Genomic DNA, 26,231 nt, shown 5'->3' on the forward strand with positions numbered 1-26,231 from the left:
TCTCCCCTTTTTGTGCAAACGCTTTCATATTAAACCAAAAAAATATGTTTCTGTTACTATCACTTCCTAACTCTCTCTTTTTCATTGAGCAAGCGTTAGCATTTTCCCATAGGTGATAATTCCAAATTTATATTAACACGATGATTTTTAACTGCGCAACCGTTTTCTTTTTATTCTGAAAATAATAAACCTTTTTTCCTATCAGTTTTACTTACAAGAAATCAGTAAATGTATAACCACGATTTCTTGTACAATAAAAAAAACGCCCCTTTGGAGCGTTTTTTGTGTAAAAACTTAAAGCATTAATTTCTGCAGCTATTCTTTTTTATCTACTCAATTCTGTATATATTCGTTCCAATAATACTCTATCAGGATCTTGACTTAATTCCCACATCATCGCTCCACCAAGTCCATTAGTTTTCAGAAATTCGGTTTTTTTTACTATCGATTCTTCATCATCATAACTGATGAACGTATTGCCATCATAAAGAATCGGTACCTCTGTATCTTCTAACCAGTAACGTTCAAAGCCGTTCTTATTGATGTAATCCGAATAAAGCTTGGAATAGCTAAACGATGTACCTCCATTGAACGACTGATACAAGCCGTTGTTAGCAGCATCTGCATCATGGAACACCCTACCGTAAAAAGGCAATCCCATAACAAGCTTATCTGCCGGCACACCACTTTCCATATAGGTTTCTATGCCGTCTTGCACACTCCATTGCCAACTGAACGCACTATTAGGATCTGGATACAATGGCGCATTCAAACCGGTTAATTCATCCCATTCCCCATTGATGTCATAGGTCATCAACTGAATATAATCGACATATCGATGAAGTTCCGATAGCTCCATGTTTGCTGCGTGAGACTTACTCGCCCCTGCAGCAATTGTTAACAAATACTCTTTACCATCCTTCTTTTCTTGCTCGTTCAAGGTTTCCCTAATCTTTTTAAGTAAAAGTGTATAATTACGCTTATCCTCAGGCCGGTTCACATTATCAGGATGTCCCCCACTTACCGGGTACTCCCAGTCCAAATCGACTCCATCAAAACCATGTTCTAACATAAATAGTCGAACACTTTCTGCAAACCTGGCTCTAGACTCTTCTGAAGCTGCAGCGTCGGAGAAATTCTTCGACCAAGTCCATCCGCCAACAGAAATCATCGTTTTTAAATGGGGGTGCTGCTTCTTTAGCTGTTGTAGTTGCTTGAAGTTTTCATGATCGGTTGCTGGGTCGCCCACTACTATTTTTCCATCTTCTGATATATTAGCAAATGCGTAGTTGATATGTGTTAATTTGCTTGCATCAATGTCGGTGACGTGGAATCCGGAATAACTGGCCCATCCGGCATAATAGCCGACCATTTTATATTCTGCGTCCATTTCTTCTTGATTTTCCACAGTGACTTTTTTCGTTGCTTCCGCCTTTTGTCCAGCGCTATCATATACAACGACTTTAAGTATCTGCTCCCCGTTTTCTACCCAGGGATCGGTTGCCCAATTGATAGTGTAAGGCGCTTCTGTCTTTTCGCCGATTAAGTAATCTCCATTACTAGAATAAAATTCAACCTTACTTATTTCGTTGTCATCCTTTGCTTCTACAAGAAGCTCCACATCACCACTGACAACCGAATCTTCCTTCTCTTCAGGAGAATGGCTGAAGCTAGTAATCTCGGGTGGGTTGTCTACCACTTTCTCCACTGCTTCTGATTCCTTTTCTGTAGGTAAATTAGTAGTTACTGTTTTAGTAGAAGTTGTCCAATATATAGCTATTGTACTTACTATAACAAGGAGAACCAAAATATATAATATACGCTTCCGTCTAAGTTGCATGTTCTTTAACTTCCTCCTATTACACTGCCTACCTATTATTGTAATATGCATGAGATGGAGGATGTAGCGGTAAATATTAGTGAAGGATTTCCCATAAAGTGGTATGATAAGATTGATTTCAGAATATGGAGGTAGGTGGATTTATGGGGAAAGCTAAGTGGATCACCATCATTATTTTTTCATTCTTACTATCTGCCTGTACACCCAACGAGTCTATTTCATTAGAAGGAAGCTTGCCACCTCTCCCAACAGTGTCTATTGATGGGAATGAAGTAAATATATACCGTGGCGATTATTGTTGGTTTGTATGCACTGATGATGAATCCATTGTTGAAAAAGTCAAAACCAAAAAACATTCCCAAGTCGCTAAGAATTCCCCCATATCCATTGGGTTTGCTTCTGAACTAAAACAGGATAGAATAATACTATTGAGCAAGGGACAAGATGAATTAGCACTAAGTGAACATCCACTTGTCCTGGAAGTAAAATAAAAAGAGTGCCGGTTCCATCAATGGGACCGGCACTCTTCTAATTAACTCTTAAAGCTCTTCACAATGATCTTCAAAATACCCTTGTAGCTTTGTGATAACTGACATTGGCGCATGGCCTTCGATTTCGTGTCTTTCTACCATCGTTACAATTTCACCATCTTTTAATAAGGCAAAAGAAGGAGAGGATGGTGGGTAACCTTCGAAATATTCACGTGCTTTCTCCGTCGCTTCTTTATCTTGCCCAGCGAACACAGTAACCAAGTGTGTTGGACGCTTGTCATAATGCACCGCATGCGTTGCAGCTGGACGAGCGATGCCGCCTGCACAACCGCAAACAGAGTTCACCATTACAAGTGTCGTCCCTTTACGCGCAAATGCTTCTTCTACATCTTCAACCGTTCTAAGTTGCTCATATCCAGCGTTATCCATCTCTTCTCTGGCAGTTCGAACAACATCATTCATAAACATATTAAAATCGATATTCATGTTGTATCACCTCAAGTTTTAAACTACTCTTATCATACCAATTTTTTTCAAATAAAAAAACAAAAAAGGTTTATTTTCTATACGGGCGGGTATTATATCACTAACATCTAGATATCCATACCCCTATACTCCCTAGATGAAGGAAAGTGATATGCTCACTTTCCTTTTTTTGTTTCAATCCATTACTTCTTAAAATTATCTTTGACAGTGTGGATTTGTCATGCTAGTATGATTATTAATTCTAAATTAATCAAATATTTAACACTCTTATTAAGAGAGGCGGAGGGACTGGCCCATTGATGCCCAGCAACCATTCAATACTTTGATTGAAAAGGTGCTAAATCCTGCATAGCTATTTGCTGTGAGTGATAAGAGAGGATTTTATTACACAGCCTCTCTATTTATTAGAGAGGCTTTTTAAATTATTTGATGATTATACTAAAACTTCATATCAAATGCATTAGGTGCTGAGCAAGTGATTCGCTCGGCTAAAAGGGAAGCCCGGTGTAATTCCGGCACGGTCCCGCCACTGTGATGGGGAGCGACTTATCAAAAATCCACTGTTTCATTTTGAAATGGGAAGGGATAAGAAGCAATGAACCTAAGTCAGGATACCTGCCTATTGTATGCGCTTGTACTCTACGAGGTTATAGAGGGGAGTGAGGAATACGTGTTGAGGATACCAGAATGTCTCAACTCTAGTTAAGTGTGCGTATGAATCTCCCTTTTTTTAAAAAAGGGAGATTTTTTAGTTGTAGACAAAATCACAATAAACAAGGAGAGATAAAATGACTAACACTTTAAGTTCAAATCTTGGATATCCACGAATTGGGGAAAAACGCGAATGGAAAAAGTCTCTTGAACAATTTTGGGCAGGTAATTTAGATAAAGATGTGTTTGTGAGACAAATGAAGGAATTACGCCTTCAATTTCTGAAAAAGCAAAAGGATCTAGGCATCGATTTAATCCCCACCGGTGACTTCAGTCTATATGACCATGTACTTGACACAGCAGTGATGTTTGGCCTTGTGCCCAAGCGATTTGAATACCAAGGTGGTACGGTGCCCCTGCAGACCTATTTCGCTATAGCCAGAGGTGCAGAAAATGCGGTTGCATCTGAAATGACTAAATGGTTTAACACAAATTATCACTATATTGTTCCTGAGTTGGAGGATGCTCTTCCCTGCTTAGTGGAAAACCGCCCCCTTCAATATTATAAGGAAGCTAAACAAAAGCTCGGAATTAAAGGAAAGCCCGTGATCTTAGGCCCTATCTCCTTTGTAAAATTGGCCAAAGGCTATGATAAAAGTCAGTTTCAAGCAGTTGTTGAGCGATTTATTCCTTTATATGCAGAGATTTTAAGAGAATTGCAGGAGGAAGATGTAGAATGGGTGCAAATCGATGAACCGATTCTATCTACAACCATCTCTACAGAAGAAATTGCATTATTTCACGATGTCTATCAAAAACTGTATGAAGCAGCACCATCTCTAAATGTGATACTACAAACCTACTTTGAAGGAGTAGATCACTATAAAGAAATAATTTCTCTTCCTGTAAAAGGAATAGGTCTGGATTTTGTACATGATCAAGGTCAAAATCTTGCTGCACTAAAGAGGGACGGGTTTCCAAAAGATAAAGTCCTTGCAGCGGGTATCATTGATGGTCGTAATATTTGGCGTACAGACCTTGAAGATACTTTTTCCATTCTGGAAGAGATTTCAAAGGTAGTAACGGAAAGCAATCTTATTGTGCAACCTTCTTCAAGCTTATTACACGTGCCTGTCACGGTGCAAAATGAAGAAACAATTGATGATTCATTAAAAGGTGCACTCTCATTTGCTGATGAAAAATTAAAAGAAGTAGCAGTGCTTGCAAAAGGTTTTCAAGATGGAAAAGAAACCATCCAGGATGAAATTGCATCATCCGCCAGGGCGATTCAAACATTAAAAAGTTATTCCAGCCGTAATAATATCGAGGTCCAAAAAAAGATTCGTAATTTAAATGATTATAAAGCTGAACGCAGATCTACATATGGTGTTCGCCAAAAATTGCAAGAAGATGCTTTTCAGTTACCGCTTTTACCGACTACGACGATTGGCAGCTTCCCTCAAACACAGGAAGTAATAAAACAAAGGCAAAAATGGAGAAAATCTAATTTAACTGACTTTGAATATGGAGAATTCATAGAGTCTGAAATAAAAAAGTGGATTCACATCCAAGAGGAAATCGACCTTGATGTTTTAGTGCACGGAGAGTTCGAACGAACCGATATGGTGGAATATTTCGGAGAAAAATTAGCTGGTTTTCAGTTTACGAAATTTGGTTGGGTTCAGTCGTATGGATCAAGATGCGTAAAACCGCCAATCATTTTTGGTGATGTCTCATTCCAAGCCCCAATGACCATAAAAGAAACTTTATTTGCCCAATCATTGACTGACAAGCCAGTAAAAGGAATGCTGACCGGACCTATTACCATATTAAACTGGTCTTTTGTTCGAAATGATATTCCACGGGATGATGTGGCAAACCAAATAGCACTTTCTCTTCGGAAAGAGGTAGAGTTCCTTGAAGGAAATGGTATTAGGATGATTCAAGTGGATGAACCAGCTCTTCGTGAAGGTCTTCCATTGAAAAAGGAAAAATGGGATGCCTATTTAAATGCAGCGGTTTATTCGTTCAAACTTGCAACATCTTCAGTCCAGGATGAAACACAAATCCATACTCATATGTGTTATTCGGATTTTGAAGATATTATCGATGCGATAAAAGCACTCGATGCCGATGTTATCTCCATAGAAACCTCCAGAAGTCATGGCTCACTCATCCATTCTTTTGAGGAAAATACGTATGACAATGGCATAGGACTTGGGGTATATGACATTCATAGTCCAAGGGTCCCTCATCTAGATGAGATAAGGAGCAACATTGACCGAGCCCTTCAAGTGCTTGACCCAAAGCAGTTCTGGATCAATCCGGATTGTGGTTTAAAGACTCGCGGTTTGGAAGAGACGGTCGCTTCCCTTAAAGTGATGGTTCAAGCTGCCAAACAAACTAGAGAAAGTCTGTTGGTTAAAGAGCGATAACCGAATAAAAGAAAAGGAATGCGAGAGTTATTTTGCAATCTCGCATTCCTATTTGAATAATCATCTTCCCTTTTCATTTCTCTTATAAATTTGCATCAGTCTATTCACACCTGCTGAGACAGAGAGCTCGTCCGTACTTATCTGCTTTTCTATCAGAGGTAAATTTGATGTGATATCTTCATCCCCAAAGAAAAGCATTTCTAGCTGGTCCTTTAAAGAAGTGTAGAACCAGCTCCGTTTTTGTTCTTTTCTCCTATATTCGAACTGCTCTGAAGCTTTGGTCACCTCAACAAATTTGTTAATCAGTTTCCATGTATGATCAATTCCCTGATTATGCAGCGCCGAACATGTAAATGCCTTCGTTTCCCATCCTTCTGTTGCAGGCTGAAGGAAATGAAGGATTTGTCTATATTCATGTGCGGTCCTCTCGGCTCTTGCTTTATTATCTCCATCCGCTTTGTTCACCACAATCGAATCAACAAGCTCCATAATGCCCTTTTTCATTCCTTGCAGCTCATCGCCTGCACCTGTTAGAACAAGCAGTAAAAAGAAATCTACCATATCTCGCACAATGGCTTCGCTCTGTCCGACTCCAACAGTCTCCACTAAAATCACATCATACCCTGCTGCTTCACATAAAAGAATGCTTTCCCTTGTCTTTCGATGAACTCCACCTAATGTGCCACTTGAAGGGGAGGGACGGATGAACGCCTGCGGATGCCTTGCGAGTTGTTCCATCCTCGTTTTGTCCCCTAGGATACTACCACCTGTCTTGGAACTGCTCGGATCAACTGCAAGCACGGCCACTTTATGGCCCTGCTCGCACAAATACAACCCGAATGCTTCAATAAAGGTGCTCTTTCCTGCACCTGGTACACCGCTTATTCCTATTCGAACAGAGTGCCCAGTGGATGGCATAATCTCCTGAATGATTTCCTGACTTTTATGAAAATGTCGTGTTGCATTGCTTTCCACAAGCGTGATGGCTTGAGCAAGGTCAGAACGGACTCCTTTATGGATACCTGAAATGATATCCGCTGTACTCCGCTCTTCCTTTTTAAGCACCTTTTTTCGAGGTTTGCGCTCTTTACTCATGCGTCTCTTCCACTTCCTCATAACCAAGGCGTTCGTAGATTTCCTCCAGGACCTTTTCGGCCGCCCTCGGGATGACCGTTCCAGGTCCGAAAATAGCCGAAGCGCCTTTACTATATAGGAATTCATAATCCTGTGCTGGAATTACCCCCCCAATTACAACGATGATGTCTTCGCGGTTCAACTTCTTTAACTCCTCTACGAGTTGTGGAAGAAGTGTTTTATGCCCGGCAGCAAGGGAACTGATACCGATAACGTGCACGTCATTTTCCACTGCTTGCAGCGCTGTTTCTGCTGGTGTTTGAAAAAGAGGCCCGATATCCACATCAAATCCAAGGTCGGCGAACGCGGTGGAAATGACTTTTGCCCCTCTGTCATGACCATCCTGACCCATTTTAGCGATCATGATCCTTGGTCTTCTTCCTTCGAGCTCTAGGAATTCCTCAATCTTATCCTTCACGGCCTTCATCTCCTCCTCATTGGAGAATTCACTGCTGTACACGCCGCTGATAGAACGGATGACAGCACGATGGCGATTGGCTACCTTTTCAATGGCATCAGATATTTCTCCCAGACTTGCACGCACGCGGGCAGCATCCACGGCTAGCTCCAGCAGATTGCCTTTCCCTGTTCTAGCCGCATCTGAAAGTGCTTCAAGAGCTGATACCACTTCCATTTCATCTCTGTTTTCACGGAGCTCTTGCAAACGTAGGATCTGCTTTTTACGAACCTCGGCATTATCAATATCAAGGACATCAATTGCCATATCCTCTTTATCGAGGCGATACTTGTTCACACCAATGATAGATTCTTTTCCTGAATCAATTTTTGCTTGGCGACGTGCTGAAGCTTCTTCAATTCTCATCTTCGGCAAGCCTGTTTCGATCGCTTTTGCCATGCCACCAAGCTCTTCAATTTCCTCAATATGTGCCCAAGCTTTATCAATCAGTTCTTTCGTCAATGTTTCCACATAATACGAACCGGCCCAAGGATCAATGACTTTTGTAATTTCCGTTTCCTCTTGCAAATACAATTGTGTATTACGGGCAATACGGGCGGAAAAGTCCGTTGGTAACGCAATCGCTTCATCCAATGCGTTGGTATGCAAGGACTGCGTATGACCATTGGCAGCAGCTAGTGCCTCAATGCAAGTACGTGTCACATTATTAAATGGATCCTGTTCAGTCAAGCTCCATCCAGATGTTTGAGAATGGGTCCTTAATGCCATGGACTTCGGATTCTGTGGTAAGAATTCCTTCATCATCTTGGCCCAGATAAATCTAGCGGCCCGCATTTTCGCTACTTCCATGAAGAAGTTCATGCCGATTGCCCAGAAAAAAGAAAGTCTCGGTGCAAATTTATCAATATCAATGCCTGCTTCAAGACCTGTTCTTACATATTCGATACCATCTGCAAGCGTATAGGCAAGCTCAATATCCGCCGGTGCCCCTGCTTCTTGCATATGGTATCCTGAAATACTGATACTATTGAACTTCGGCATATATCGGGACGTGTAAGCAAAAATATCTCCAATGATTCTCATGGACATCTCAGGAGGATAGATGTACGTATTACGCACCATATACTCTTTTAAAATATCATTTTGTATCGTCCCGGAAAGCTTCTCTGGACTAACCCCTTGTTCCTCAGCTGTAACGATGTAAAAGGCCATAATCGGTAAAACCGCCCCATTCATCGTCATCGATACGGACATCTTATCCAAAGGAATACCATCAAAAAGAACCTTCATATCGAGAATGGAATCAATGGCCACACCAGCTTTCCCAACATCCCCTTCAACACGGGGGTGATCGGAATCATAGCCACGATGTGTCGCAAGGTCAAAGGCAACCGACAACCCCTTTTGCCCCATTTCCAGGTTTCTTCTATAAAAAGCATTGCTCTCTTCCGCTGTCGAGAAACCAGCATACTGACGTATCGTCCAAGGTCTATTAACATACATCGTCGGGTAAGGTCCACGCAAATACGGGGCGATTCCTGGAAGAGTTCCCAGGTGGTCGGCACCACACAAATCTTCCTGCGTGTAATGGGACTTTAATTTGATCTGTTCATTTGTTTCATAAAATAATTCTTCCACCGCTTCATTGGACAGTGGCACGGTTTGGGTAATCGCAGCTTGTTTGTTCAGTGTTCTCGTTGAAAAATCAGGCTTCATTGTCGGTCAACCCCATTTCTTGGTGTATCTTTACTAATTGCTCATAACAATTGGAGCGCATATGAATAAAATCACTAATCCCTATTTCCTGCAGCTCTTTTTGACGTGCTTCTTCAGGCAAGCCAGCAACCAACACTTTGCGGTTAGGAGAATTGACAGCCATAACCGCTGCATGTAACAACTCTTCGTAAGTTTCATCACTTCCACAAATGCATACATACCCAGTTATGTTTCGATCGGATACCCACTCCACAATTGCTTTAGCTTCTTCAAAACTTGGACTGACGACAGGTTGAAGGCCCCCTACCTGGAAAAAACCTGATGCAAAGTCAGTCCGAGGCTTGTGTGTTGCTAATGAGCCAAGGTTGATCAAGGTAACTTTTGGCGATGTCGCCTTTTTTTCCTGATACACCTGAGCTTGATAACGTAAGCTTTCAAATGCTTCAGATAATCTTAAAGGTTGAATTGCATGTACTTTTACTTGAGCATGTTCATTTCCATTTACATGTTCGGTGATTATTTGCCATTTCAGTTCTTCTTGTAGATTTGCATACATATTGGTACCGACCAACACTTTTTTCCTGCTTTGAACATCCTTTAATCGCTTTTCTTTCACTTCGGCAATTCGGTCCTGTAGAAAATTCGTTCGCAGGGCTTCCACGATGCCGCCAAGCTTGTCCAACTCCTGGAACAGCTCCCATGCTTCTTCAGCCAACTGATTTGTGAGGTTTTCCACGTAATAAGAGCCAGCGGCTGGATCGACGACTTTAGAAAGGAAGCTTTCCTCTTTCAAAATGTAATGCGTATTACGTGCTATTCTTCTGGAAAAAGCGTCATCACCTTGCTGATAGCTGTCCACATTGATACTATCTGCTCCCCCTATGGCTGCGGAGAATGCCTCAGTTGTCGTACGTAACATATTGACAAACGGATCAAGGTTGGATTTTGTGAACATCGACGTTGTCGCATGCACCATCATCTTCTGTGCCTTTTCATCTCCCCCAAAAGCTTCCACGATATTTGCCCATATCATTCTTGCGGCCCTCAGCTTGCTAAGCTCCATGAAGAAATCACTTCCTACCGGAAAGGAGAAAGCTATTTCTTGGGAAGCTTCCTCTATGGACAGCCCTCTATTCATTAGCCCCTGCAAATATTCAACGGCTGTCGCCATAGCAGCCGCGAGTTCTTGCACTGCATTGCACCCCCCGTTGTGATAGGGGTAGGACTGTACCCACACTGTTTTGAGGTATGGGGCATTGTTTACTTTCCACTCGATATTTGATTTCATTTCGTCAAAATACTTCTCCAATGGCTGATTTAGTGTGCCTGTTGCTGCAAGCTCACCAACAGGATCAGCTCCAATGATTCCATGTAGTTTTTTTGTTTCCTTCCCGCTATCGATCAACGCATTGATGAATGTTGTTGCGCTGGGTCCCGCATGTATTTGGATAGCTATGTCATTCAATGGGATATCACTAAATAATGTTATGAGGTCTGTTTGATCTTTTATAATTAAAGCATTGGACTCCTTTGATGGATACGTTGCAAAATGAATGGATTGCAAACCTCTTTCTACTTCCTGTTTCAATTGAACATTTAATTCCTCAAATGAAGTAGAAGCATATAGTTGTTGGCTGACTGTCCAATCAGACTTTTTTATTAATTGTTTGGATGCATGGTCAGTTCTATCCTCTTCTATATATACCGGTTTCCGTACAATGCCTTCATATGTATGGGTATGGAGCTTGGAAACAGGTTTCCCCTTCAACGCCTTCTCCGCCTGTTCAACCCATTCTTCCATTGTCACTTTTGGGAAACTATTGTTCTTCATCTCTTTCAATTTACTCATCTTCATCCCCTCGTTCCCTCAATTACGTAATCGCTTACAAATTTAATTTTTTCAAAAGTTCATATATTTATTTTAATATAGTTATGGGGGCACGGCAAATAAAGAAAGCATTGGAATTACTTATTTTCGGTGGTATTCCTTCAAGAGAAAAACTATACTTACTATATAAATGATAGTTTCTTAAAAAGGTAGTGATTTGTAGCGATGTTATACATATGGAATATTGAAAACATAATTAAAGAGACATTAGAAGGACTTGGCCTAGATATTAATTTTGAATTCGACAATAAGTTAAAATCACCAATGAGCTTTAACATATCGACCAACACGATCAAATTCAACTATTTGCAGATTAACGGATACAAAGCCAAGATAAACAATAAAATTAGAGAATCCGATGAAAACTTTGTGAAACTCATACTCTTTCATGAGGTCGGCTATTACCTGGATTTTAAAAAGAACAAGCATGATTTGAGGATCTTAATGTATGGAGGGGAAGATGAAAAAAGTATCCTTATGCGTCAAATCGAAAAGAATGCTTGGGTGTTTGGAAGGACGGTTGTACCTGAACATCTGTTGGATGCATATGATAAAATGCGGGAGCTGGATGAGATGTTTTCGAGCGGTAAATAATCTAACTCTTCATGCAGGAAGGGCAGGATAAGAAGAAATGCTTCTTATCCTGCTCTATTTTTTCAGATCAATATTAAGTTCTTCCAACAAATCTTTCAAAGCAGGTCTTTCATTCCCATTCCTGCCTCTGATTTTTGATGCAGTAATCAATGAGTTTAACACAGCTTCTTCTGTCGCCTCACCAATTGCCCGAAAGGCGATATCAATATCTTCCTCATGTATGATGGGAACAGTTATGCAATCGACTGTTTTGTCATGAGGAATTTTTGTAGCTGTCGAAAAACCAATCACGACTTCTCCACTCCCCGTGGTAATGACGGAACCTGTACGGGACAGTCCGGTGACCGTTCTTTTTATAATCCTGTTTAGTTGTCGCTCCGATACTGGAAGATCTGTTCCGACAATGATAATGATCGAACCTTTGTCCTTTTCCTCAACAGTTTCACGTAATGCTTCTATTTCTTTTCCTATATACTTACCACCTATGGTTAAGTCACCCAAACTACCGAAGTTGGTTAACACCAATACCCCCAGCGTATATGTCCCATGCTGCAGTTCCATTTCTCTCGACGATGTTCCAATCCCACCTTTCAAAGAGTAGCAAAGCATTCCTCTTCCAGCTCCTACTGAGCCTTCTTCCACTTTAGTCGATGTATTATGTAGTGCTTCAAGAATATGCTCCCTTGTAACGAATCTAGCTCGGATATCATTCAACATCATGTCATTACATTCACATACAATCGGGTTGACGGTACCTGTTGTCCGCCCAATTTCTGGATTCCGTTCCAGCATATAGTCAAATACTGCATCTACTGCCGTCCCAATACTGAGCGTGTTAGTCAGAACGATTGGAGTTTCTAATGTACCAAGCTCCGTAATTTGAATGGTCCCCACTGATTTACCAAAACCATTAATGATATAACTTGATGCAATCAGCTTTTCTTTGAAGGTATTTCCTTGATGTGGCAGAATTGCAGTGACACCGGTTTGTTTATCGCCATCACTAAGTGTAACATGTCCAACAGTAACTCCCTTTACATCCGTGATGGCGTTATTTGGGCCAGTTTTCATCTTTCCCACTTTCACTCCATAATCTCTAATTCGCTTTGGGTGTGACATGGTGAAGTCTCCTTTCAAGTACCTTCCTGATTATTCTCATATTACCACATTAATCCAATTGGTGGTTGGTTAGTTCAAATGTCCGAAAATTTTTGGTTTTTGTCCGAAAGAAGAAGAAAATTGTCCGAATCACATTTCCACTACAAAATTATAGGCAATATCCATTAAAAACAGCACCTCTTCATCATCAGAAATATTCCAAACCAGCAAAGCCAATTTCCCTCCAGACATCTCAATGGGCCTGTTATATATTCTTCCTAATCAAAAAACCGATAAAACCCCTATATCGGGATCTTATCGGTTTCTAAATATTAATAAATTGATGTATTCTCTTTAGACATTTTTTCGATGATTTCCTTTACGCGCGCCAGGAAGCGTCCGCATACAAGGCCATCAAGAACTCGGTGGTCAAGGGACATACATAGGTTCACCATATCACGGACAGCGATCATGCCGTGGTCCATGACAACAGGACGTTTCACGATGGATTCGACTTGCAGGATGGCCGCCTGTGGGTAGTTGATGATACCTTGTGATTGAACGGAACCGAAAGAACCAGTGTTGTTGACAGTAAATGTTCCACCTTGCATCTCTGCAGATGTTAATTTACCAGCGCGAACTTTGTTTGCAAGCTCTGTAATTTCACGAGCGATACCTTTGATTGTTTTTTCATCAGCATTGCGGATAACCGGCACATAAAGCGCGTCGTCTGTTGCAACGGCGATGGAGATGTTGATGTCTTTCTTTTGGACGATTTTATCCCCAGCCCACATGGAATTGATTTGTGGGAATTCTTTCAATGCTTGCGCAACAGCTTTTACAAAGAATGCGAAGAAAGTTAGGTTGTAGCCTTCTTTTTTCTTGAATTCTCCCTTTAAGGAGTTGCGGTATTCTACAAGGTTTGTTGCGTCCACTTCAATCATTGTCCATGCATGTGGCGCTTCATGCTTGCTGCGCAGCATGTTTGCAGCGATTGCTTTACGTACGCCTGTTACAGGGATTTCGATGTCGCCTGCTTCCACTGGTACGTTCACTGGTTGAGCAGCTTTTGGTGCACTTGCTGCTGCCGGTGCAGATGGAGCCGCTGGTGCTGCTTTTTCTGCTTTTGGAGCTTCTTGTGCTGGTGCTTGAGTCGCTGCCGGCTTGGAATCTGCAGTTGGAATGTTACCGGAATCGATCACCGCTTGGATGTCTTTTCTTGTAATACGTCCGCCTGCGCCACTTCCTTTAACTTGCTCAAGATCTACATTGTTATCTTGTGCAAGACGAAGAACTGCTGGAGAGTAGCGACGTTTGTTTGGTGCGTCTGTGTCCTCTTGAGCAGCTGGTGCTGATGGAGCTTCAGTCTTCTGTGCTGGTGCACTTTCTTCTTTCGGTGCGTCAGCAGTTGCTTCTGCTTCTCCGCCACCTTCTGTTTCGATATAGCAGATGATTTCTCCTACTGCCAGTGTGTCACCGTCTTCTGCTACAAGTTCTTTGATCGTTCCTGTAAAAGAAGATGGGATTTCTGCGTTAACTTTATCAGTCATGACCTCTGCGAGAGGGTCATACTTGTTTACTTTGTCGCCTACGCTTACGATCCAGCGGCTGATTGTTCCTTCAGTTACACTTTCTCCAAGCTGTGGCATGGTAATTTTTTCTACTGCCATGATGAGAACCTCCTTTAATCGGTGGGCTCTGTTGAACTCTGCAGTTGATCTCCGTTCCAGGAGCTTGCTTTCCACGGGCGGTCCGGGAGCCTCCTCAGGCTACGCCTTGCGGGGTCCCATGTCCCTTCCTCCCGCAGGACAAGGAAAGCTTCGACAGCTTTACATCGCACGAAGAAAATGTATAGCATTTCGAGGAGTCAAGCTCCTTCCACTACAATCAACTGCAGGAAACTCAACATTACCATTCGTTCACTATTCCACTTAAATATCAGGTTTTAGTATTGTGCTAGCTCACGCATTGCTTTTTCTACCTTGTCCGGGTTAACCATGAAGTATTTTTCCATAGTTGGCGCATAAGGCATTGCAGGTACGTCAGGGCCAGCAAGGCGCATGATTGGTGCGTCAAGGTCGAATAAGCAGTTTTCTGCGATGATTGCAGAAACTTCACTCATGATGCTTCCTTCTTTTGTATCCTCTGTAAGTAGAAGTACTTTACCTGTTTTAGATGCCGCTTCCATGATTGCTTCTTTATCAAGCGGATACACCGTACGTAAATCTAGAATGTGAGCGGAAATTCCGTCTTGTGCAAGACGCTCTGCCGCTTGCAGTGCAAAGTGTACGCAAAGACCGTAAGTGATGACTGTGATGTCTTCTCCTTCGCGTTTTACGTCCGCTTTACCGATAGGAAGTACATAGTCGTCTGTTGGTACTTCGCCTTTGATCAAGCGGTATGCACGTTTGTGCTCGAAGAATAGAACGGGATCTTCGTCCCGGATCGCTGCTTTCAGTAATCCTTTTACATCATAAGGAGTAGAAGGCATAACAATTTTTAAACCAGGTTGGTTAGCGAATACTGCTTCAACTGATTGGGAGTGGTAAAGTGCACCGTGAACTCCCCCACCGTATGGAGCACGTACAACAAGTGGACAAGTCCAGTCGTTGTTTGAGCGGTAACGAATTTTAGCCGCTTCTGAAATGATTTGGTTAACAGCAGGCATGATAAAGTCTGCGAACTGCATTTCAGCGATTGGGCGCATGCCGTACATTGCTGCACCGATTGCCACACCAGCGATTGCGGATTCAGCAAGAGGTGTGTCGATAACTTTGTCTTCCCCGAATTGATCGTATAGGCCAGTAGTGGCTTTAAATACTCCACCTTTTCTCCCTACGTCTTCTCCAAGAACAAATACTTTAGAATCACGTTCCATTTCTTCACGGATTGCCATTGTTACTGCATCTATATAAGAAATAACTGCCATGATGGTTCCCCCTTACTCTGCGTAGACATGCTTCATTGCGGATTCAGCATCTGCATATGGAGCATTTTCTGCGTATTCTGTTGCATCGTTTACTTCTTTTGCAATTTTGTCATTGATTTCTTTCTCTTTTTCATCAGTTAGAACGCCAACTTCTTTTAAGTAAGCTGCAAAGCTGATGATTGGATCTTTAGCTTTTGCTGCATCCACTTCGTCACGCTCACGGTATGCACGGTCATCGTCGTCACTGGAATGAGGAGTCAAACGGTAGGATATTGCTTCTACAAGTGTAGGACCATCCCCACGTCGTCCGCGATCTGCCGCTTCTTTCACAGCTGCATAAACTTCAAGCGGGTCGTTTCCATCAACAGTGATCCCTGGCATTCCATATCCGATTGCACGGTCAGAGATTTTCTCACATGCCACTTGCTTTTCGTAAGGAACAGAAATTGCATATTTGTTGTTTTCGCACATGAAGATAACTGGGAGCTTGTGAACTGCTGCATAGTTAGCGCCTTCATGGAAGTCCCCTTGGTTGGAAGAACCTTCACCAAAGGTTACAAACGTACAAAGGTCTTTTCCTTCTAGTCGGCCAGCAAGTGCCACTCCTACTGCGTGTGGAACTTGTGTTGTAACAGGTGAAGAACCGGTTACGATTCTATTTTTCTTTTGACCGAAGTGACCAGGCATTTGACGTCCGCCTGAGTTTGGATCTTCCGCTTTTGCGAAACCTGAAAGCATCAATTCTGTCGCTGTCATGCCGAATGTAAGTACGACACCCATGTCACGGTAGTATGGTAATACATAGTCTTTTTCACGGTCTAAAGCGAAAGCCGCTCCTACTTGAGCTGCTTCTTGACCTTGGCAAGAGATTACGAATGGGATTTTCCCTGCGCGGTTAAGTAACCACATGCGCTCGTCAATACGGCGCGCCATTAACATTGTTTCAAACATTTCTAATACGTTTTCATCTGTAAGCCCAAGAGCTTCGTGACGATTTTCTGCCATTTAAGTTTACCTCCTATATGTAGAGAGTTGGGAGCAGCTTCATCTGCCCCTCTTCCTTTAAGAACTTTATTAATATTTGCTGTTGATATCCGCTGCAGTCGCTTGCTTTCCGCGGGGCGACCTTGAGCCTCCTCGGTTCCGCCTGTGGGGTCTCAAGATTGTCACTTCTCTCCCGCCGGAATCAAGCTCCTTCCGCTTTTATCAACGTCCTTTCTTACGAATGTATCGCTTTCCCATCTACCGCAAGTGCCGCTTCGCCGATTGCTTCGGAAAGGGACGGGTGTGGGTGGATGGTGTGTCCGATTTCCCAAGGCGTTGCGTCAAGTACTCTTGCAAGACCCGCTTCAGAAATCATATCGGTAACATGTGGCCCGATCATGTGAACACCAAGGATATCGTCGGTTTCTTTGTTTACTACCAGTTTCACAAAGCCATCAGACTCGCCGTATACAAGTGCTTTTCCGATTGCGCGAAAAGAGAACTTACCTGTTTTTACTTCGAAGCCTTTTTCCTTTGCTTCTTCTTCAGTGAAACCAACGGACGCCACTTCAGGACTAGAGTATACGCATTTTGAGATCATGGAGTAGTCGATTGGTGCAGGATTTTCGTTGGCCATATGCTCTACTGCCACAATTCCTTCATGGGAAGCAACATGTGCGAGTTGTAGACCACCGATAACATCTCCGATAGCATAAATGTGAGATTCTTTCGTTTGGAAACGATCATTCGTCTTGATGAATCCTTTTTCCACTTGGATGTCTGTGTTTTCAAGGCCAATGCCTTCTACGTTAGCTTGTCGGCCAACGGATACCAGCATCTTTTCTGCACTGAAGGATTTCTCCTCTCCTTTATGTTCGGCTTTGATAGTTACAGACCCTTCTTCTTTTTCCAGTGTTTCTGGAAGAACCTTCGCACTTGTCACCACTTTGATGCCGCGCTTTTTCAATAGACGCTGCATTTCTTTGGAAACTTCTTTGTCTTCCGTTGGCAACACGCGATCAGCATACTCAAGTACTGTCACTTCTACTCCGAAATCATCCAACATGGATGCCCATTCGATACCGATTACTCCTCCACCAACGATGATGATGGATTTTGGAAGTTCTTCTAACGATAATGCTTCATCAGAAGTCATTACCTGATTGCCATCGATTTCAAGTCCAGGTAGGGAACGAGGACGGGAACCTGTTGCTACAATCACGTTTTTGGGGATTAACATTTCGTTTTCATCCCCATTTTCGAACTCAACGGAGATTGTACCAGGCATTGGTGAGAAAATGGAAGGTCCTAGGATACGGCCTGTTCCGTAAAATACATCAATTTTCCCTTGCTTCATCAAATGCTGTACGCCACCATGAAGCTGATCGATGATCTTTTGTTTACGTTCTTGTACTTTGAAGAAATCTAATTTCACTTCACCAGAGACAACACCGAACTCTTCACTATTCTTCGTTTGCGCAAATACCTCTGCACTGCGAAGTAATGCTTTACTTGGAATACACCCTGCATGCAGGCATGTTCCACCGATTTTTTTCTTTTCTACTACTGCTGTTTTCAAGCCAAGTTGAGATGCACGAATAGCCGCTACATACCCGCCTGTTCCTCCACCTAGGATGACTAAATCATATTCTTGTGCCATTATTCCTTGCTCCCTTCTAGCTCTGTACTACTTTTGTGTCCACAACCGTACCTGGATATTCTTTTGCTTGTTCTTCACCACGCAATACGCGTAGTGCACCTTCTGTTAGAGCCTGTAATTCGTTTTCGCCAGGTTGTACGATAACATCTGCAATCCAGCTGATACGCTCGGAGATCTGTTTAACAAATCCTTTTCCATAAGCAAGACCACCAGTCAAAATGATTGCATCCACTTTACCTGCAAGCACTGCACTTGCCGAACCGATTTCTTTGGCAACCTGATAGGCCATCGCATCATATACTAGAGCGGCATTCTCATCGCCCGCTTCTATCATCTGTTCCACTTTTACGGCATCGTTTGTTCCAAGGTATCCTACAAGTCCACCCTGCCCCACTAGTTTTTTCATAACCTCATCACGGTAAAAATCGCCGGAGAAGCAAAGTGATACAAGATCACCGGCCGGTACCGTTCCAGCGCGCTCTGGACTGAACGGGCCGTCTCCATGAAGTCCATTGTTCACATCGACAACTCTTCCGCCAACATGTGTACCGACGGTGATTCCCCCGCCCATATGGGTTACGATCAGATTTAATTCTTCATACTTTCTCCCAAGGTCTTTGGCTACTCTGCGCGCCACTGCTTTTTGGTTCAATGCATGAAAGATACTTTTACGCTCAATCAAGGAGAAACCTGTAATACGGGCAATGTCGGAAAGCTCGTCCACTACAACAGGATCGACGATAAAGGATGGAATATTTAATCCTGTCGCAATTTCGTAAGCGATGATTCCACCAAGGTTGGATGCATGTTGTCCTGCGTATCCAATCTTTAAGTCATGTAACATTTCTTTATTGACGGAGTATGTCCCACCTTCGATTGGACGTAGAAGCCCACCGCGCCCACATACTGCGCTAAGCTTTGATATATTGATACCTTCTTGGTCCAATGTCTCAAGAATGGTCGTTTTTCTAAATTCATATTGATCATAAATACTTGCAAAGGAATTAATCGTTTCGCTATCGTGACGTAATGTTTTCTCAAAAACAGAGCGTTCATTATCAAATACGCCGATTTTCGTTGATGTGGATCCTGGATTGATGACAAGTATGCGATATTCCTTTTCTAACACTGTTGAAACCTCCATTTCAGACGGACGGCAAACGAGCGAATTATAGGTTCATCACGTTTGCCCCTTCTGAGATACTTATATTTTCTATATTAGCGTCCGTTACGACGGCTTAAAATATGATGTCCGTTTTGTAAAAATTGACTACGGGAATTTTTCATTCGTTCAATGCGCTCTTCAGCTAAGCGATCTGCTGCACGGTAAGTAGGTATACCGTCACGCTTCGCAATTTCAATAACTCGCTCGATGTTGTCGTAGATTCCTTCTACTTTTTTCATTGCACGCTCACGGTTATATCCGTATAGCTCATCTGCAACGTTGATAACTCCACCAGCATTGATTACATAGTCAGGTGCGTACACGATGCCCATTTCATGAATGATATCTCCGTGTTTCGTATCAAGCAACTGGTTGTTTGCTGCACCAGCGATTACCCTTGCTTTTAATTGTGGAATTGTTTCGTCGTTGATCGTTGCACCAAGTGCACATGGTGCATAAATGTCACAATCAACACTGTAGATGTCGTTGATGTCTACAGCTTTAGCACCGAACTCTTCTACTGCTCGGTTAACCGCTTCTTTATTGATATCCGTTACGATTAGTTTTGCACCTTCTTCGTGCAGATGACGGCAGAGGTTGAATGCCACGTTACCTACACCTTGGACGGCCACCACTTTACCTTCTAATGAATCTGTTCCGAATGCTTCTTTCGCTGCGGCTTTCATTCCACGGTACACTCCAAAAGCCGTTACTGGTGATGGGTTACCGGAAGATCCGAATGCAGGTGAAACACCTGTAACATAGTCTGTTTCTTCATAAATTAGATCCATGTCTGCAACAGTTGTTCCAACATCTTCTGCAGTGATATAACGTCCGTTCAATCCTTGGATGTAACGTCCGAAAGCGCGGAACATTTCTTCGTTTTTGTCTGTGCGTGGGTCACCGATGATAACCGTTTTACCGCCACCAAGGTTCAAACCAGCAGCTGCGTTTTTGTAAGTCATCCCTTTTGCAAGGCGTAATGCATCTTCAATTGCTGCATCTTCATTGGCATAGGTCCACATGCGTGTCCCGCCAAGGGCTGGACCAAGCGTTGTATCGTGAATAGCAATGATAGCTTTAAGTCCGGATTGTTTGTCCTGGCAGATCACAAGTTGCTCGTAGTCGTAAGTCTCCATATATTTGAAAATTTCCATGATAAAATTCCTCCCCAAGATAGTAAATAATTTAAATGTAATGGTCTCTGTTGTACACCGCTGGTGATTTTCGCACTTGGCTTCGCCTTCAACTGGAGTCTACGCCCTATGCCCAATCACCAGCTAAAAGATTTAATGAATTTCAGCTACTGACAGAGTATTTATTTAACAGAGCAGACCGCTAATGCCAAGGAGTTTAGTTTACTCTCAGCGGAGTCGGCTCTGGATGTTAATACAATTGGTGCTTTAGCGCCGGCAATGATTGCGCCGACTTTTGCTTTTGCAAAATAAATCAATGATTTATATAGGACATTCCCAACTTCAATCGTCGGTACAAACAAGATGTCCGCTTGTCCAGCCACTTCACTTTTGATTCCTTTATGCTCAGCAGCAAGTGCTGAAATGGCATTATCCAGCGCTAATGGGCCATCGACGATACAATTTTTGATTTGTCCTCTACTATTCATTTGTGTAAGTAGGGCTGCATCGACGGTTGCTTGCATTGCAGGGTTTACTACTTCTACTGCTGCTAAAGGTGCAACTTTCGGCTGATCAATACCTAATGCTCTTGCCACCTGAACAGAATTTTGTACGATTTGAACCTTTTGATTGAGATCCGGCTCCACATTCATTGCTGCATCGGTTACAAAAATAAGCTGATCGAAGCCTGGCACCTCAAATGCCGCCACATGGGAAAGAACGTTTCCGGTACGTAAACCGTATTCCTTGTTCAATACCTCTTTCAGTATCGATGCTGTCGGTACATTTCCTTTCATCAAGACGTCTGCTTTCCCGCTTGATACAGCTTTCACCGCAAGCTCTGAAGCTTTCTTAGCACTTTCCGCAGCTATTATTTCCAACGCTTGATGTGATGGATCGATACGGTGTTCATTCAGTAATGCTCTTATTTTGTCCTCATTCCCAAACAATATAAATGAAGCCAACTGTTTGTTTAAGGCGTGAGAAACTGCTTCGATTACTTCTTCATCTTCCGCAGCTGCAATCGCTACCACCTTTGAGGTGAGCTGGGTTGCTTTGGTGATAAGTTCCTCTAGTTTCATATTCTCAACCCTTCCTTTCTACTCCAATCTTACTTATGCAAGAATCGTGCCAACTTTAATTTATTGAAAACGCTTTATTTATAAATGAATTCATCTGCAATTTCTTTCTTACTATGCAATAAATTGCAGGCAATATCATTCAATCGAAAACTTCTCCATTTTATAGTAAAGATTTCTAATAGAGACCCCGAGCTCTTTGGCAGTTCTTGTTTTGTTCCCTTTATTCTTCTTCAAGGTCTTCTGAATTATTTTCGCCTCATAACCTTCAAGCATTTCTGCGAGGGTATAATCACTTGAAACAGCTTCTGTGGAGTCTTGGGAAACTTTATCCCCACTTGTCGCAACCGTTGGGATATGTTCTGTATCAATAAACACTTCATTAAATTTCATGAAGATGATTGCCCGTCCAAGGACATTCTCGAGCTCCCTCACATTCCCAGGCCAATCATATGCCGCAAGATGATTGATGGCTCTTGGCGTCAATCCTTCTACATTTCTTCCGTAATCTTGATTTATTTTCCGGATGAGATGTTCACTCAACGCTTCGATATCTTCTTTTCTTCTCCGAAGCGGGGGAATATGGATCGGCATCCTATTCAACCTGTAATAAAGATCCTCACGAAACGAACCATTCGCTATTCCCTTTTCAAGGTTGACATTCGTTGCTGCGATCACTCGGACATTTATCGAAATCGACTTAGTGCCACCTACACGGATAATCTCATTTTCTTGCAATACCCTTAATAGTTTTGCTTGTGTGTTGGCTGACAATTCCCCTATTTCATCAAGGAAAATACTTCCATTGTCCGCTTCTTCAAAAAGCCCCTTCTTACCGCCACGCTTTGCACCGGAAAACGCACCTTCCTCATATCCGAACAACTCACTTTCCAGTAACGACTCAGATAAAGCAGCACAATTCACACGAATGAACTTGTTATATTTACGATTACTCGCATTATGAATGGCATGAGCAAATAGCTCTTTCCCTGTTCCCGATTCCCCTCGCAAAAGAACTGTCGCCGGAGTCTTTGCCCCAAGCTTGGCCTGCTCGATTGCAAGCCCCATCTCTTCAGAAGACCCAATGATATCTTCAAACGAATATTTCGCCTCAAGCGTTCTTATAATTTGTCTTGCCCTGTCAAGTTCTGTTGTCAGCGTTTGAATTTCAGAGACATCATGGATGACTCCTACACTCCCCTTAAGCTTTCCATCCACTATGATCGGGGCTACATTGACGATTACTTCTTTCTTGGAAGGGCCAACCTTTAGGTTCACCCCTCGGACGGCACGCCTTGTTTCAAGCACCTTCATATGCATACTTTCCCCTTCGGATATATCGGCCGTCGCAGGTTTTCCGATGACCTGCCCTTCCTCAAGTCCAGTCAGTCTAGAGTAAGCAGGATTTATCATTAACCCTCGACCGAATTCATCCACCACAGATATAGCTTCATCCGAAGACTGTATGATCGCTTCTAGCATCGTTTGAATGCCTTTCAGGTTGGTAACTTCCTCTGCAAGATTCATGACTTCTGTTATATCCTTAAAAACCGCAAAAGCTCCGATTACCATTCCATCCTCATCAATCAAGGGAGATCTGGTGGTAATGATTTTCCTTCCGTTTTCAAGCAGCATTTCTTTATTTTTCTCTACCTTTTGTGTATGTATAACTTCTTGCAAACGGCTAGTCGGAATATTTTCAAGAATATGCTGACCCAGCATATATGCCTTTTTTATTCCCACAATTTTCTCTGCACTTTTGTTATAGATGATTACCTTCCCTGTTTGATCAACAACCATCAAACCATCATTCAATAGATTAAAGATGAGATCTCTCTTATGGGATTCATATTTCATTTTTGCAATCAATTCTTCTTTTTCTTCCACCAATGTAGCGGTGATATGAGCTACCGTTCCCGGTACAAGAACCGTTTTCTTATTCTTCGCATCCCGAATTTCTCGAAAGACTTCATCGGAACCTGTAGCTTCAATGATGATATCGATCTTCTCTGAAAGGAATTCCTTCCAGTCGGACCCTATCTTAATCCCCATTTCTTTTGCCAACGCCAACCCAGGTGCAGCCTGATTTACATCGACCACAGCAAGCAGATTAAACATTCCTGAATGCGTTAACATTTTTAAAATCGCAGAGCCACCTTTGCCAGCGCCAACTACTAATACCGTCTGCATATAAAACCCCTCTACACCGGATACATTTATTTCTCTTACTAGTAATTAAATTGAAAGAAAATTCACAGTGTTCTATAAAAGGTGTGAAATATCTTGCACAGTTTTATCATAATTCTTTTTCCTCCTCTGTGCAAGATATTTTCTGCTATAATATAAGTCGAAAGCTTTGAAAGTGAGGCCAACATTTGATATGCAACGAATAGTCGCTCTAATAATTTTATTAATTCCAGGTATCATTGCCGTATATGGAATTAAACTTATGCGTGATATGGTTTTCAATATCGCCCATCCCCTTATTCCGTCCCTGACATTGCAATTCATTATCGGGTTCCTTTTTTTCCTGATAGGATTGTGGTTTGTGGCTGGGTTTATCTTTTATCGAGATAGGAAGCGCAACAATGTACAGAAGAGGTTTCAAAAGAAAGGGAATTGAAAATAAAAAACCGCTGAACACTCAGCGGTTTAATTTTGGTATTTTAATTGTACAGCTATCTTTGGATAATCCGTAAAAAAACCTGCACATCCCTCTTCAAATAATCTTTTCATAATTTTTTCATCATTGACTGTAAATGGACGGACAGGAACGCCCGCATCTTGTGCCCGTTGAATAATACTTGGCGTAGCCGCTTTAATATGCGGATGAATACCATTTCCTCCGACCCATTTCGTATACTCCCACGGTTTGTAAATTCCTTCCATATACAACACTGCTTTTTCCATTTCCGGGGCGAGTGTGTGTAATCGCGCTAAGCTATAGTGATTAAAGCTTGAAAAAATAATCAGATGCTCCACATTATATTTATTAATCAGATCCAACACTTTCTCTTCCATACCAGCATATGGGACAATACTATTTTTCAGCTCGATATTTACGATCGTTTGCTTTTTATTTGCCCATTCCAGAACCTCTTCTAAAGTTGGTATTTCTGCTTGTTTGTATTGTTTTTTAAATTTATGGACTGCATTTAGTTGTTTCAATTCCCACAAGGACAAGTCTTTGACCAATCCTTTTCCATCAGTCGTCCTGTTTACTTTTTCATCATGAATGACAACCGGAATGCCATCTTTACTAAGTTGCACATCAAGCTCTATTCCATCGGCTCCATCTTTGTATGCTTGCTCGAAGCTGATCATGGTATTTTCCGGATGGGTACCAGCTGAACCTCTATGCCCAAAAATTTTCGTCATAATTCATCACCTTTCTTTTTCACACGCCAGAAAAAATTGTAAACATACGTATCATTTAGTAAAATCTTAGATGGAAGAGAGGTGAACCCGACATGCGCCCACTACAAATATCCGCCGAAACCGCTCAAAAGCTTGCTAAAGCCTTGGATGTTCCCATTGAACAAGTAATGCATCTACCACAACATATTCTCATTCAGAAGCTTGTGGAATTGGAGCGAAGTGAAGCTGAAGAAAAAGAATAATTGTCCTTATATACCCTTATGAATATATATGTAACAATAACAAACCCAACATACAAGTTCGCATGTTGGGTTTTTCCTTTACCTAATTAGATTCCTTACCCTCTCAAGAAGCTCTATGCTCCAATCGGAGTTTGTCTGCAACCATTGCAATGAACTCACTGTTGGTAGGCTTCGCCTTGGACATGGAAACAGTATAACCGAAAAGGGAAGAGATGCTGTCGATATTCCCGCGGGACCACGCAACTTCGATTGCATGTCGAATCGCACGTTCTACTCGGCTAGCTGTGGTATTGTATTTTTTGGCGATATCAGGATATAGAACCTTTGTGATGGATCCCAATAATTCGATATCGTTATATACCATAGAAATTGCTTCACGTAAGTATAGGTAACCTTTAATGTGGGCGGGAACGCCAATCTCATGGATAATACTTGTGATATTCGCATCAAGATTTCTACCTTTGTTTTCCGGGCTGGAGGAACGGACAGAAGACGAACTGGATCTCTTAAGGATAGGTGATGCTTTACCGCTCACTTGACGGATGTTACTAACAAGGTTCTCCATATCAAATGGTTTTAAAATAAAGTATGATGCACCTAAATCGACTGCCTTTTTCGTTACGTCTTCCTGGCCGAAAGCTGTCAACATAATGACATTGGGCGACTTTTCTAAATTTAACGAACGCATTTTTTCAAGAACACCCAAACCATCTAGGTGAGGCATGATTATATCGAGAACTAAAACATCAGGATTTTTATCTTGAAGCAACTGAAGACATTCTTGACCATTGTGAGCTACCCCAACAACTTCCATGTCCTCTTGCGCTGAAATGTACTCTTCCAATAGACCTACTAATTCACGATTGTCATCAACGACACATACTTTAATTTTCATATAACTAGTTTC

General features: G+C 42.2%; 21 protein-coding genes and 2 riboswitches. Of the genes, 5 read left to right on the plus strand and 16 right to left on the minus strand.

Annotated elements, in window-relative coordinates:
- Positions 1–325 precede the first annotated feature (325 nt).
- The gene (locus MKY77_RS15350; RefSeq protein ID WP_339146711.1) at positions 326–1,840 is read right to left on the minus strand and encodes a glycosyl hydrolase family 18 protein; all 1,515 of its coding nucleotides are present in this window, start codon (positions 1,838–1,840) and stop codon (positions 326–328) included.
- 143 nt (positions 1,841–1,983) lie between these two features.
- On the opposite strand from MKY77_RS15350, the gene MKY77_RS15355 reads away from it, so the two are divergent.
- Positions 1,984–2,331, plus strand: coding sequence for a hypothetical protein (locus MKY77_RS15355; RefSeq protein ID WP_339146712.1), 348 nt, complete (start codon positions 1,984–1,986; stop codon positions 2,329–2,331).
- A gap of 48 nt (positions 2,332–2,379) precedes the next feature.
- Here MKY77_RS15355 and MKY77_RS15360 read toward each other — a convergent pair whose 3' ends face one another.
- The gene (locus MKY77_RS15360) at positions 2,380–2,817 is read right to left on the minus strand and encodes a BrxA/BrxB family bacilliredoxin (RefSeq protein ID WP_339146713.1); all 438 of its coding nucleotides are present in this window, start codon (positions 2,815–2,817) and stop codon (positions 2,380–2,382) included.
- Positions 2,818–3,081: 264 nt separating this feature from the next.
- Positions 3,082–3,192, plus strand: a riboswitch (SAM riboswitch).
- Positions 3,193–3,262: 70 nt separating this feature from the next.
- A riboswitch (cobalamin riboswitch) is annotated at positions 3,263–3,455 on the plus strand.
- Between the two features lie 150 nt (positions 3,456–3,605).
- On the opposite strand from MKY77_RS15360, the gene metE reads away from it, so the two are divergent.
- A complete protein-coding gene (gene metE, locus MKY77_RS15365) occupies positions 3,606–5,903 on the plus strand; it encodes a 5-methyltetrahydropteroyltriglutamate--homocysteine S-methyltransferase (RefSeq protein WP_339146714.1) in 2,298 nt (765 codons plus the stop codon).
- A 60-nt stretch (positions 5,904–5,963) separates the two neighbouring features.
- Here metE and meaB read toward each other — a convergent pair whose 3' ends face one another.
- Genes meaB through MKY77_RS15380 form a run of 3 tightly spaced genes read right to left on the minus strand, consistent with a single transcriptional unit; the run spans position 5,964 to position 11,020 of the window.
- Positions 5,964–6,998 carry a methylmalonyl Co-A mutase-associated GTPase MeaB gene (meaB, locus tag MKY77_RS15370; RefSeq protein ID WP_339146715.1) on the minus strand — a complete coding sequence of 345 codons (1,035 nt, stop codon included), beginning with the start codon at positions 6,996–6,998 and terminating at the stop codon, positions 5,964–5,966.
- A complete protein-coding gene (scpA, locus tag MKY77_RS15375) occupies positions 6,991–9,171 on the minus strand; it encodes a methylmalonyl-CoA mutase (protein WP_339146716.1) in 2,181 nt (726 codons plus the stop codon). Before scpA ends, meaB begins: the two co-directional genes overlap by 8 nt.
- A complete protein-coding gene (locus tag MKY77_RS15380) occupies positions 9,161–11,020 on the minus strand; it encodes a methylmalonyl-CoA mutase subunit beta (RefSeq protein WP_339146717.1) in 1,860 nt (619 codons plus the stop codon). The genes scpA and MKY77_RS15380 overlap by 11 nt, the downstream gene beginning before the upstream one ends.
- 204 nt (positions 11,021–11,224) lie before the next feature.
- On the opposite strand from MKY77_RS15380, the gene MKY77_RS15385 reads away from it, so the two are divergent.
- Complete coding sequence (locus MKY77_RS15385; protein ID WP_339146718.1) at positions 11,225–11,653, plus strand: hypothetical protein; 429 nt, start codon at positions 11,225–11,227, stop codon at positions 11,651–11,653.
- A gap of 54 nt (positions 11,654–11,707) precedes the next feature.
- On the opposite strand, the gene MKY77_RS15390 is transcribed toward MKY77_RS15385, so the two are convergent.
- The 9 genes from MKY77_RS15390 to MKY77_RS15430 form a co-directional block, all read right to left on the minus strand.
- On the minus strand, positions 11,708–12,772 hold the full coding sequence (locus MKY77_RS15390; RefSeq protein WP_339146719.1) for a P1 family peptidase: 1,065 nt from the start codon (positions 12,770–12,772) through the stop codon (positions 11,708–11,710).
- Positions 12,773–13,083: 311 nt separating this feature from the next.
- A complete protein-coding gene (locus tag MKY77_RS15395; RefSeq protein ID WP_339146720.1) occupies positions 13,084–14,421 on the minus strand; it encodes a dihydrolipoamide acetyltransferase family protein in 1,338 nt (445 codons plus the stop codon).
- A gap of 275 nt (positions 14,422–14,696) precedes the next feature.
- Positions 14,697–15,680: an alpha-ketoacid dehydrogenase subunit beta gene (locus tag MKY77_RS15400; protein WP_064098284.1), complete on the minus strand. Its 984-nt coding sequence runs from the start codon at positions 15,678–15,680 to the stop codon at positions 14,697–14,699.
- A gap of 12 nt (positions 15,681–15,692) precedes the next feature.
- On the minus strand, positions 15,693–16,685 hold the full coding sequence (locus MKY77_RS15405) for a thiamine pyrophosphate-dependent dehydrogenase E1 component subunit alpha (RefSeq protein ID WP_339146721.1): 993 nt from the start codon (positions 16,683–16,685) through the stop codon (positions 15,693–15,695).
- 214 nt (positions 16,686–16,899) lie between these two features.
- On the minus strand, positions 16,900–18,324 hold the full coding sequence (gene lpdA, locus MKY77_RS15410) for a dihydrolipoyl dehydrogenase (RefSeq protein ID WP_339146722.1): 1,425 nt from the start codon (positions 18,322–18,324) through the stop codon (positions 16,900–16,902).
- A gap of 16 nt (positions 18,325–18,340) precedes the next feature.
- A complete protein-coding gene (buk, locus tag MKY77_RS15415; RefSeq protein ID WP_339146723.1) occupies positions 18,341–19,453 on the minus strand; it encodes a butyrate kinase in 1,113 nt (370 codons plus the stop codon).
- A gap of 89 nt (positions 19,454–19,542) precedes the next feature.
- The gene (bcd, locus tag MKY77_RS15420; RefSeq protein ID WP_339146724.1) at positions 19,543–20,646 is read right to left on the minus strand and encodes a branched-chain amino acid dehydrogenase; all 1,104 of its coding nucleotides are present in this window, start codon (positions 20,644–20,646) and stop codon (positions 19,543–19,545) included.
- A gap of 161 nt (positions 20,647–20,807) precedes the next feature.
- On the minus strand, positions 20,808–21,707 hold the full coding sequence (gene yqiS / locus MKY77_RS15425; RefSeq protein ID WP_339146725.1) for a phosphate butyryltransferase: 900 nt from the start codon (positions 21,705–21,707) through the stop codon (positions 20,808–20,810).
- A 135-nt stretch (positions 21,708–21,842) separates the two neighbouring features.
- Positions 21,843–23,894, minus strand: a complete 2,052-nt coding sequence (locus MKY77_RS15430) for a sigma 54-interacting transcriptional regulator (protein ID WP_339146726.1) — start codon at positions 23,892–23,894, stop codon at positions 21,843–21,845.
- 190 nt (positions 23,895–24,084) lie between these two features.
- Here MKY77_RS15430 and MKY77_RS15435 point away from each other — a divergent pair, with 190 nt between their 5' ends.
- The gene (locus MKY77_RS15435) at positions 24,085–24,327 is read left to right on the plus strand and encodes a DUF2627 domain-containing protein (RefSeq protein WP_339146727.1); all 243 of its coding nucleotides are present in this window, start codon (positions 24,085–24,087) and stop codon (positions 24,325–24,327) included.
- A gap of 29 nt (positions 24,328–24,356) precedes the next feature.
- Here the strand turns inward: MKY77_RS15435 and MKY77_RS15440 are convergent, their stop codons facing one another.
- Positions 24,357–25,082 (minus strand): glycerophosphodiester phosphodiesterase, encoded by a 726-nt coding sequence (locus MKY77_RS15440; RefSeq protein WP_339146728.1) that lies wholly within the window; start codon positions 25,080–25,082, stop codon positions 24,357–24,359.
- Between the two features lie 92 nt (positions 25,083–25,174).
- Between MKY77_RS15440 and MKY77_RS15445 the strand changes: the two genes are divergently transcribed.
- Positions 25,175–25,324 (plus strand): YycC family protein, encoded by a 150-nt coding sequence (locus tag MKY77_RS15445; RefSeq protein WP_339146729.1) that lies wholly within the window; start codon positions 25,175–25,177, stop codon positions 25,322–25,324.
- 103 nt (positions 25,325–25,427) lie between these two features.
- Here MKY77_RS15445 and spo0A read toward each other — a convergent pair whose 3' ends face one another.
- Positions 25,428–26,219 carry a sporulation transcription factor Spo0A gene (gene spo0A, locus MKY77_RS15450; RefSeq protein ID WP_339146730.1) on the minus strand — a complete coding sequence of 264 codons (792 nt, stop codon included), beginning with the start codon at positions 26,217–26,219 and terminating at the stop codon, positions 25,428–25,430.
- Between the last annotated feature and the right edge of the window lie 12 nt (positions 26,220–26,231).

This window comes from Sutcliffiella sp. FSL R7-0096 (genome assembly GCF_038595065.1).
GTDB lineage: Bacteria > Bacillota > Bacilli > Bacillales > Bacillaceae_I > Sutcliffiella_A.

Bases quoted from the DNA above. Each gene is read 5' to 3' on its own strand.
- MKY77_RS15350 (WP_339146711.1), bottom strand. From the start codon at position 1,840: ATGCAACTTAGACGGAAGCGTATATTATATATTTTGGTTCTCCTTGTT.
- MKY77_RS15355 (WP_339146712.1), top strand. From the start codon at position 1,984: ATGGGGAAAGCTAAGTGGATCACCATCATTATTTTTTCATTCTTACTA.
- MKY77_RS15360 (WP_339146713.1), bottom strand. From the start codon at position 2,817: ATGAATATCGATTTTAATATGTTTATGAATGATGTTGTTCGAACTGCC.
- metE (WP_339146714.1), top strand. From the start codon at position 3,606: ATGACTAACACTTTAAGTTCAAATCTTGGATATCCACGAATTGGGGAA.
- meaB (WP_339146715.1), bottom strand. From the start codon at position 6,998: ATGAGTAAAGAGCGCAAACCTCGAAAAAAGGTGCTTAAAAAGGAAGAG.
- scpA (WP_339146716.1), bottom strand. From the start codon at position 9,171: ATGAAGCCTGATTTTTCAACGAGAACACTGAACAAACAAGCTGCGATT.
- MKY77_RS15380 (WP_339146717.1), bottom strand. From the start codon at position 11,020: ATGAGTAAATTGAAAGAGATGAAGAACAATAGTTTCCCAAAAGTGACA.
- MKY77_RS15385 (WP_339146718.1), top strand. From the start codon at position 11,225: ATGTTATACATATGGAATATTGAAAACATAATTAAAGAGACATTAGAA.
- MKY77_RS15390 (WP_339146719.1), bottom strand. From the start codon at position 12,772: ATGTCACACCCAAAGCGAATTAGAGATTATGGAGTGAAAGTGGGAAAG.
- MKY77_RS15395 (WP_339146720.1), bottom strand. From the start codon at position 14,421: ATGGCAGTAGAAAAAATTACCATGCCACAGCTTGGAGAAAGTGTAACT.
- MKY77_RS15400 (WP_064098284.1), bottom strand. From the start codon at position 15,680: ATGGCAGTTATTTCTTATATAGATGCAGTAACAATGGCAATCCGTGAA.
- MKY77_RS15405 (WP_339146721.1), bottom strand. From the start codon at position 16,685: ATGGCAGAAAATCGTCACGAAGCTCTTGGGCTTACAGATGAAAACGTA.
- lpdA (WP_339146722.1), bottom strand. From the start codon at position 18,324: ATGGCACAAGAATATGATTTAGTCATCCTAGGTGGAGGAACAGGCGGG.
- bcd (WP_339146724.1), bottom strand. From the start codon at position 20,646: ATGGAAATTTTCAAATATATGGAGACTTACGACTACGAGCAACTTGTG.
- yqiS (WP_339146725.1), bottom strand. From the start codon at position 21,707: ATGAAACTAGAGGAACTTATCACCAAAGCAACCCAGCTCACCTCAAAG.
- MKY77_RS15430 (WP_339146726.1), bottom strand. From the start codon at position 23,894: ATGCAGACGGTATTAGTAGTTGGCGCTGGCAAAGGTGGCTCTGCGATT.
- MKY77_RS15435 (WP_339146727.1), top strand. From the start codon at position 24,085: ATGCAACGAATAGTCGCTCTAATAATTTTATTAATTCCAGGTATCATT.
- MKY77_RS15440 (WP_339146728.1), bottom strand. From the start codon at position 25,082: ATGACGAAAATTTTTGGGCATAGAGGTTCAGCTGGTACCCATCCGGAA.
- MKY77_RS15445 (WP_339146729.1), top strand. From the start codon at position 25,175: ATGCGCCCACTACAAATATCCGCCGAAACCGCTCAAAAGCTTGCTAAA.
- spo0A (WP_339146730.1), bottom strand. From the start codon at position 26,219: ATGAAAATTAAAGTATGTGTCGTTGATGACAATCGTGAATTAGTAGGT.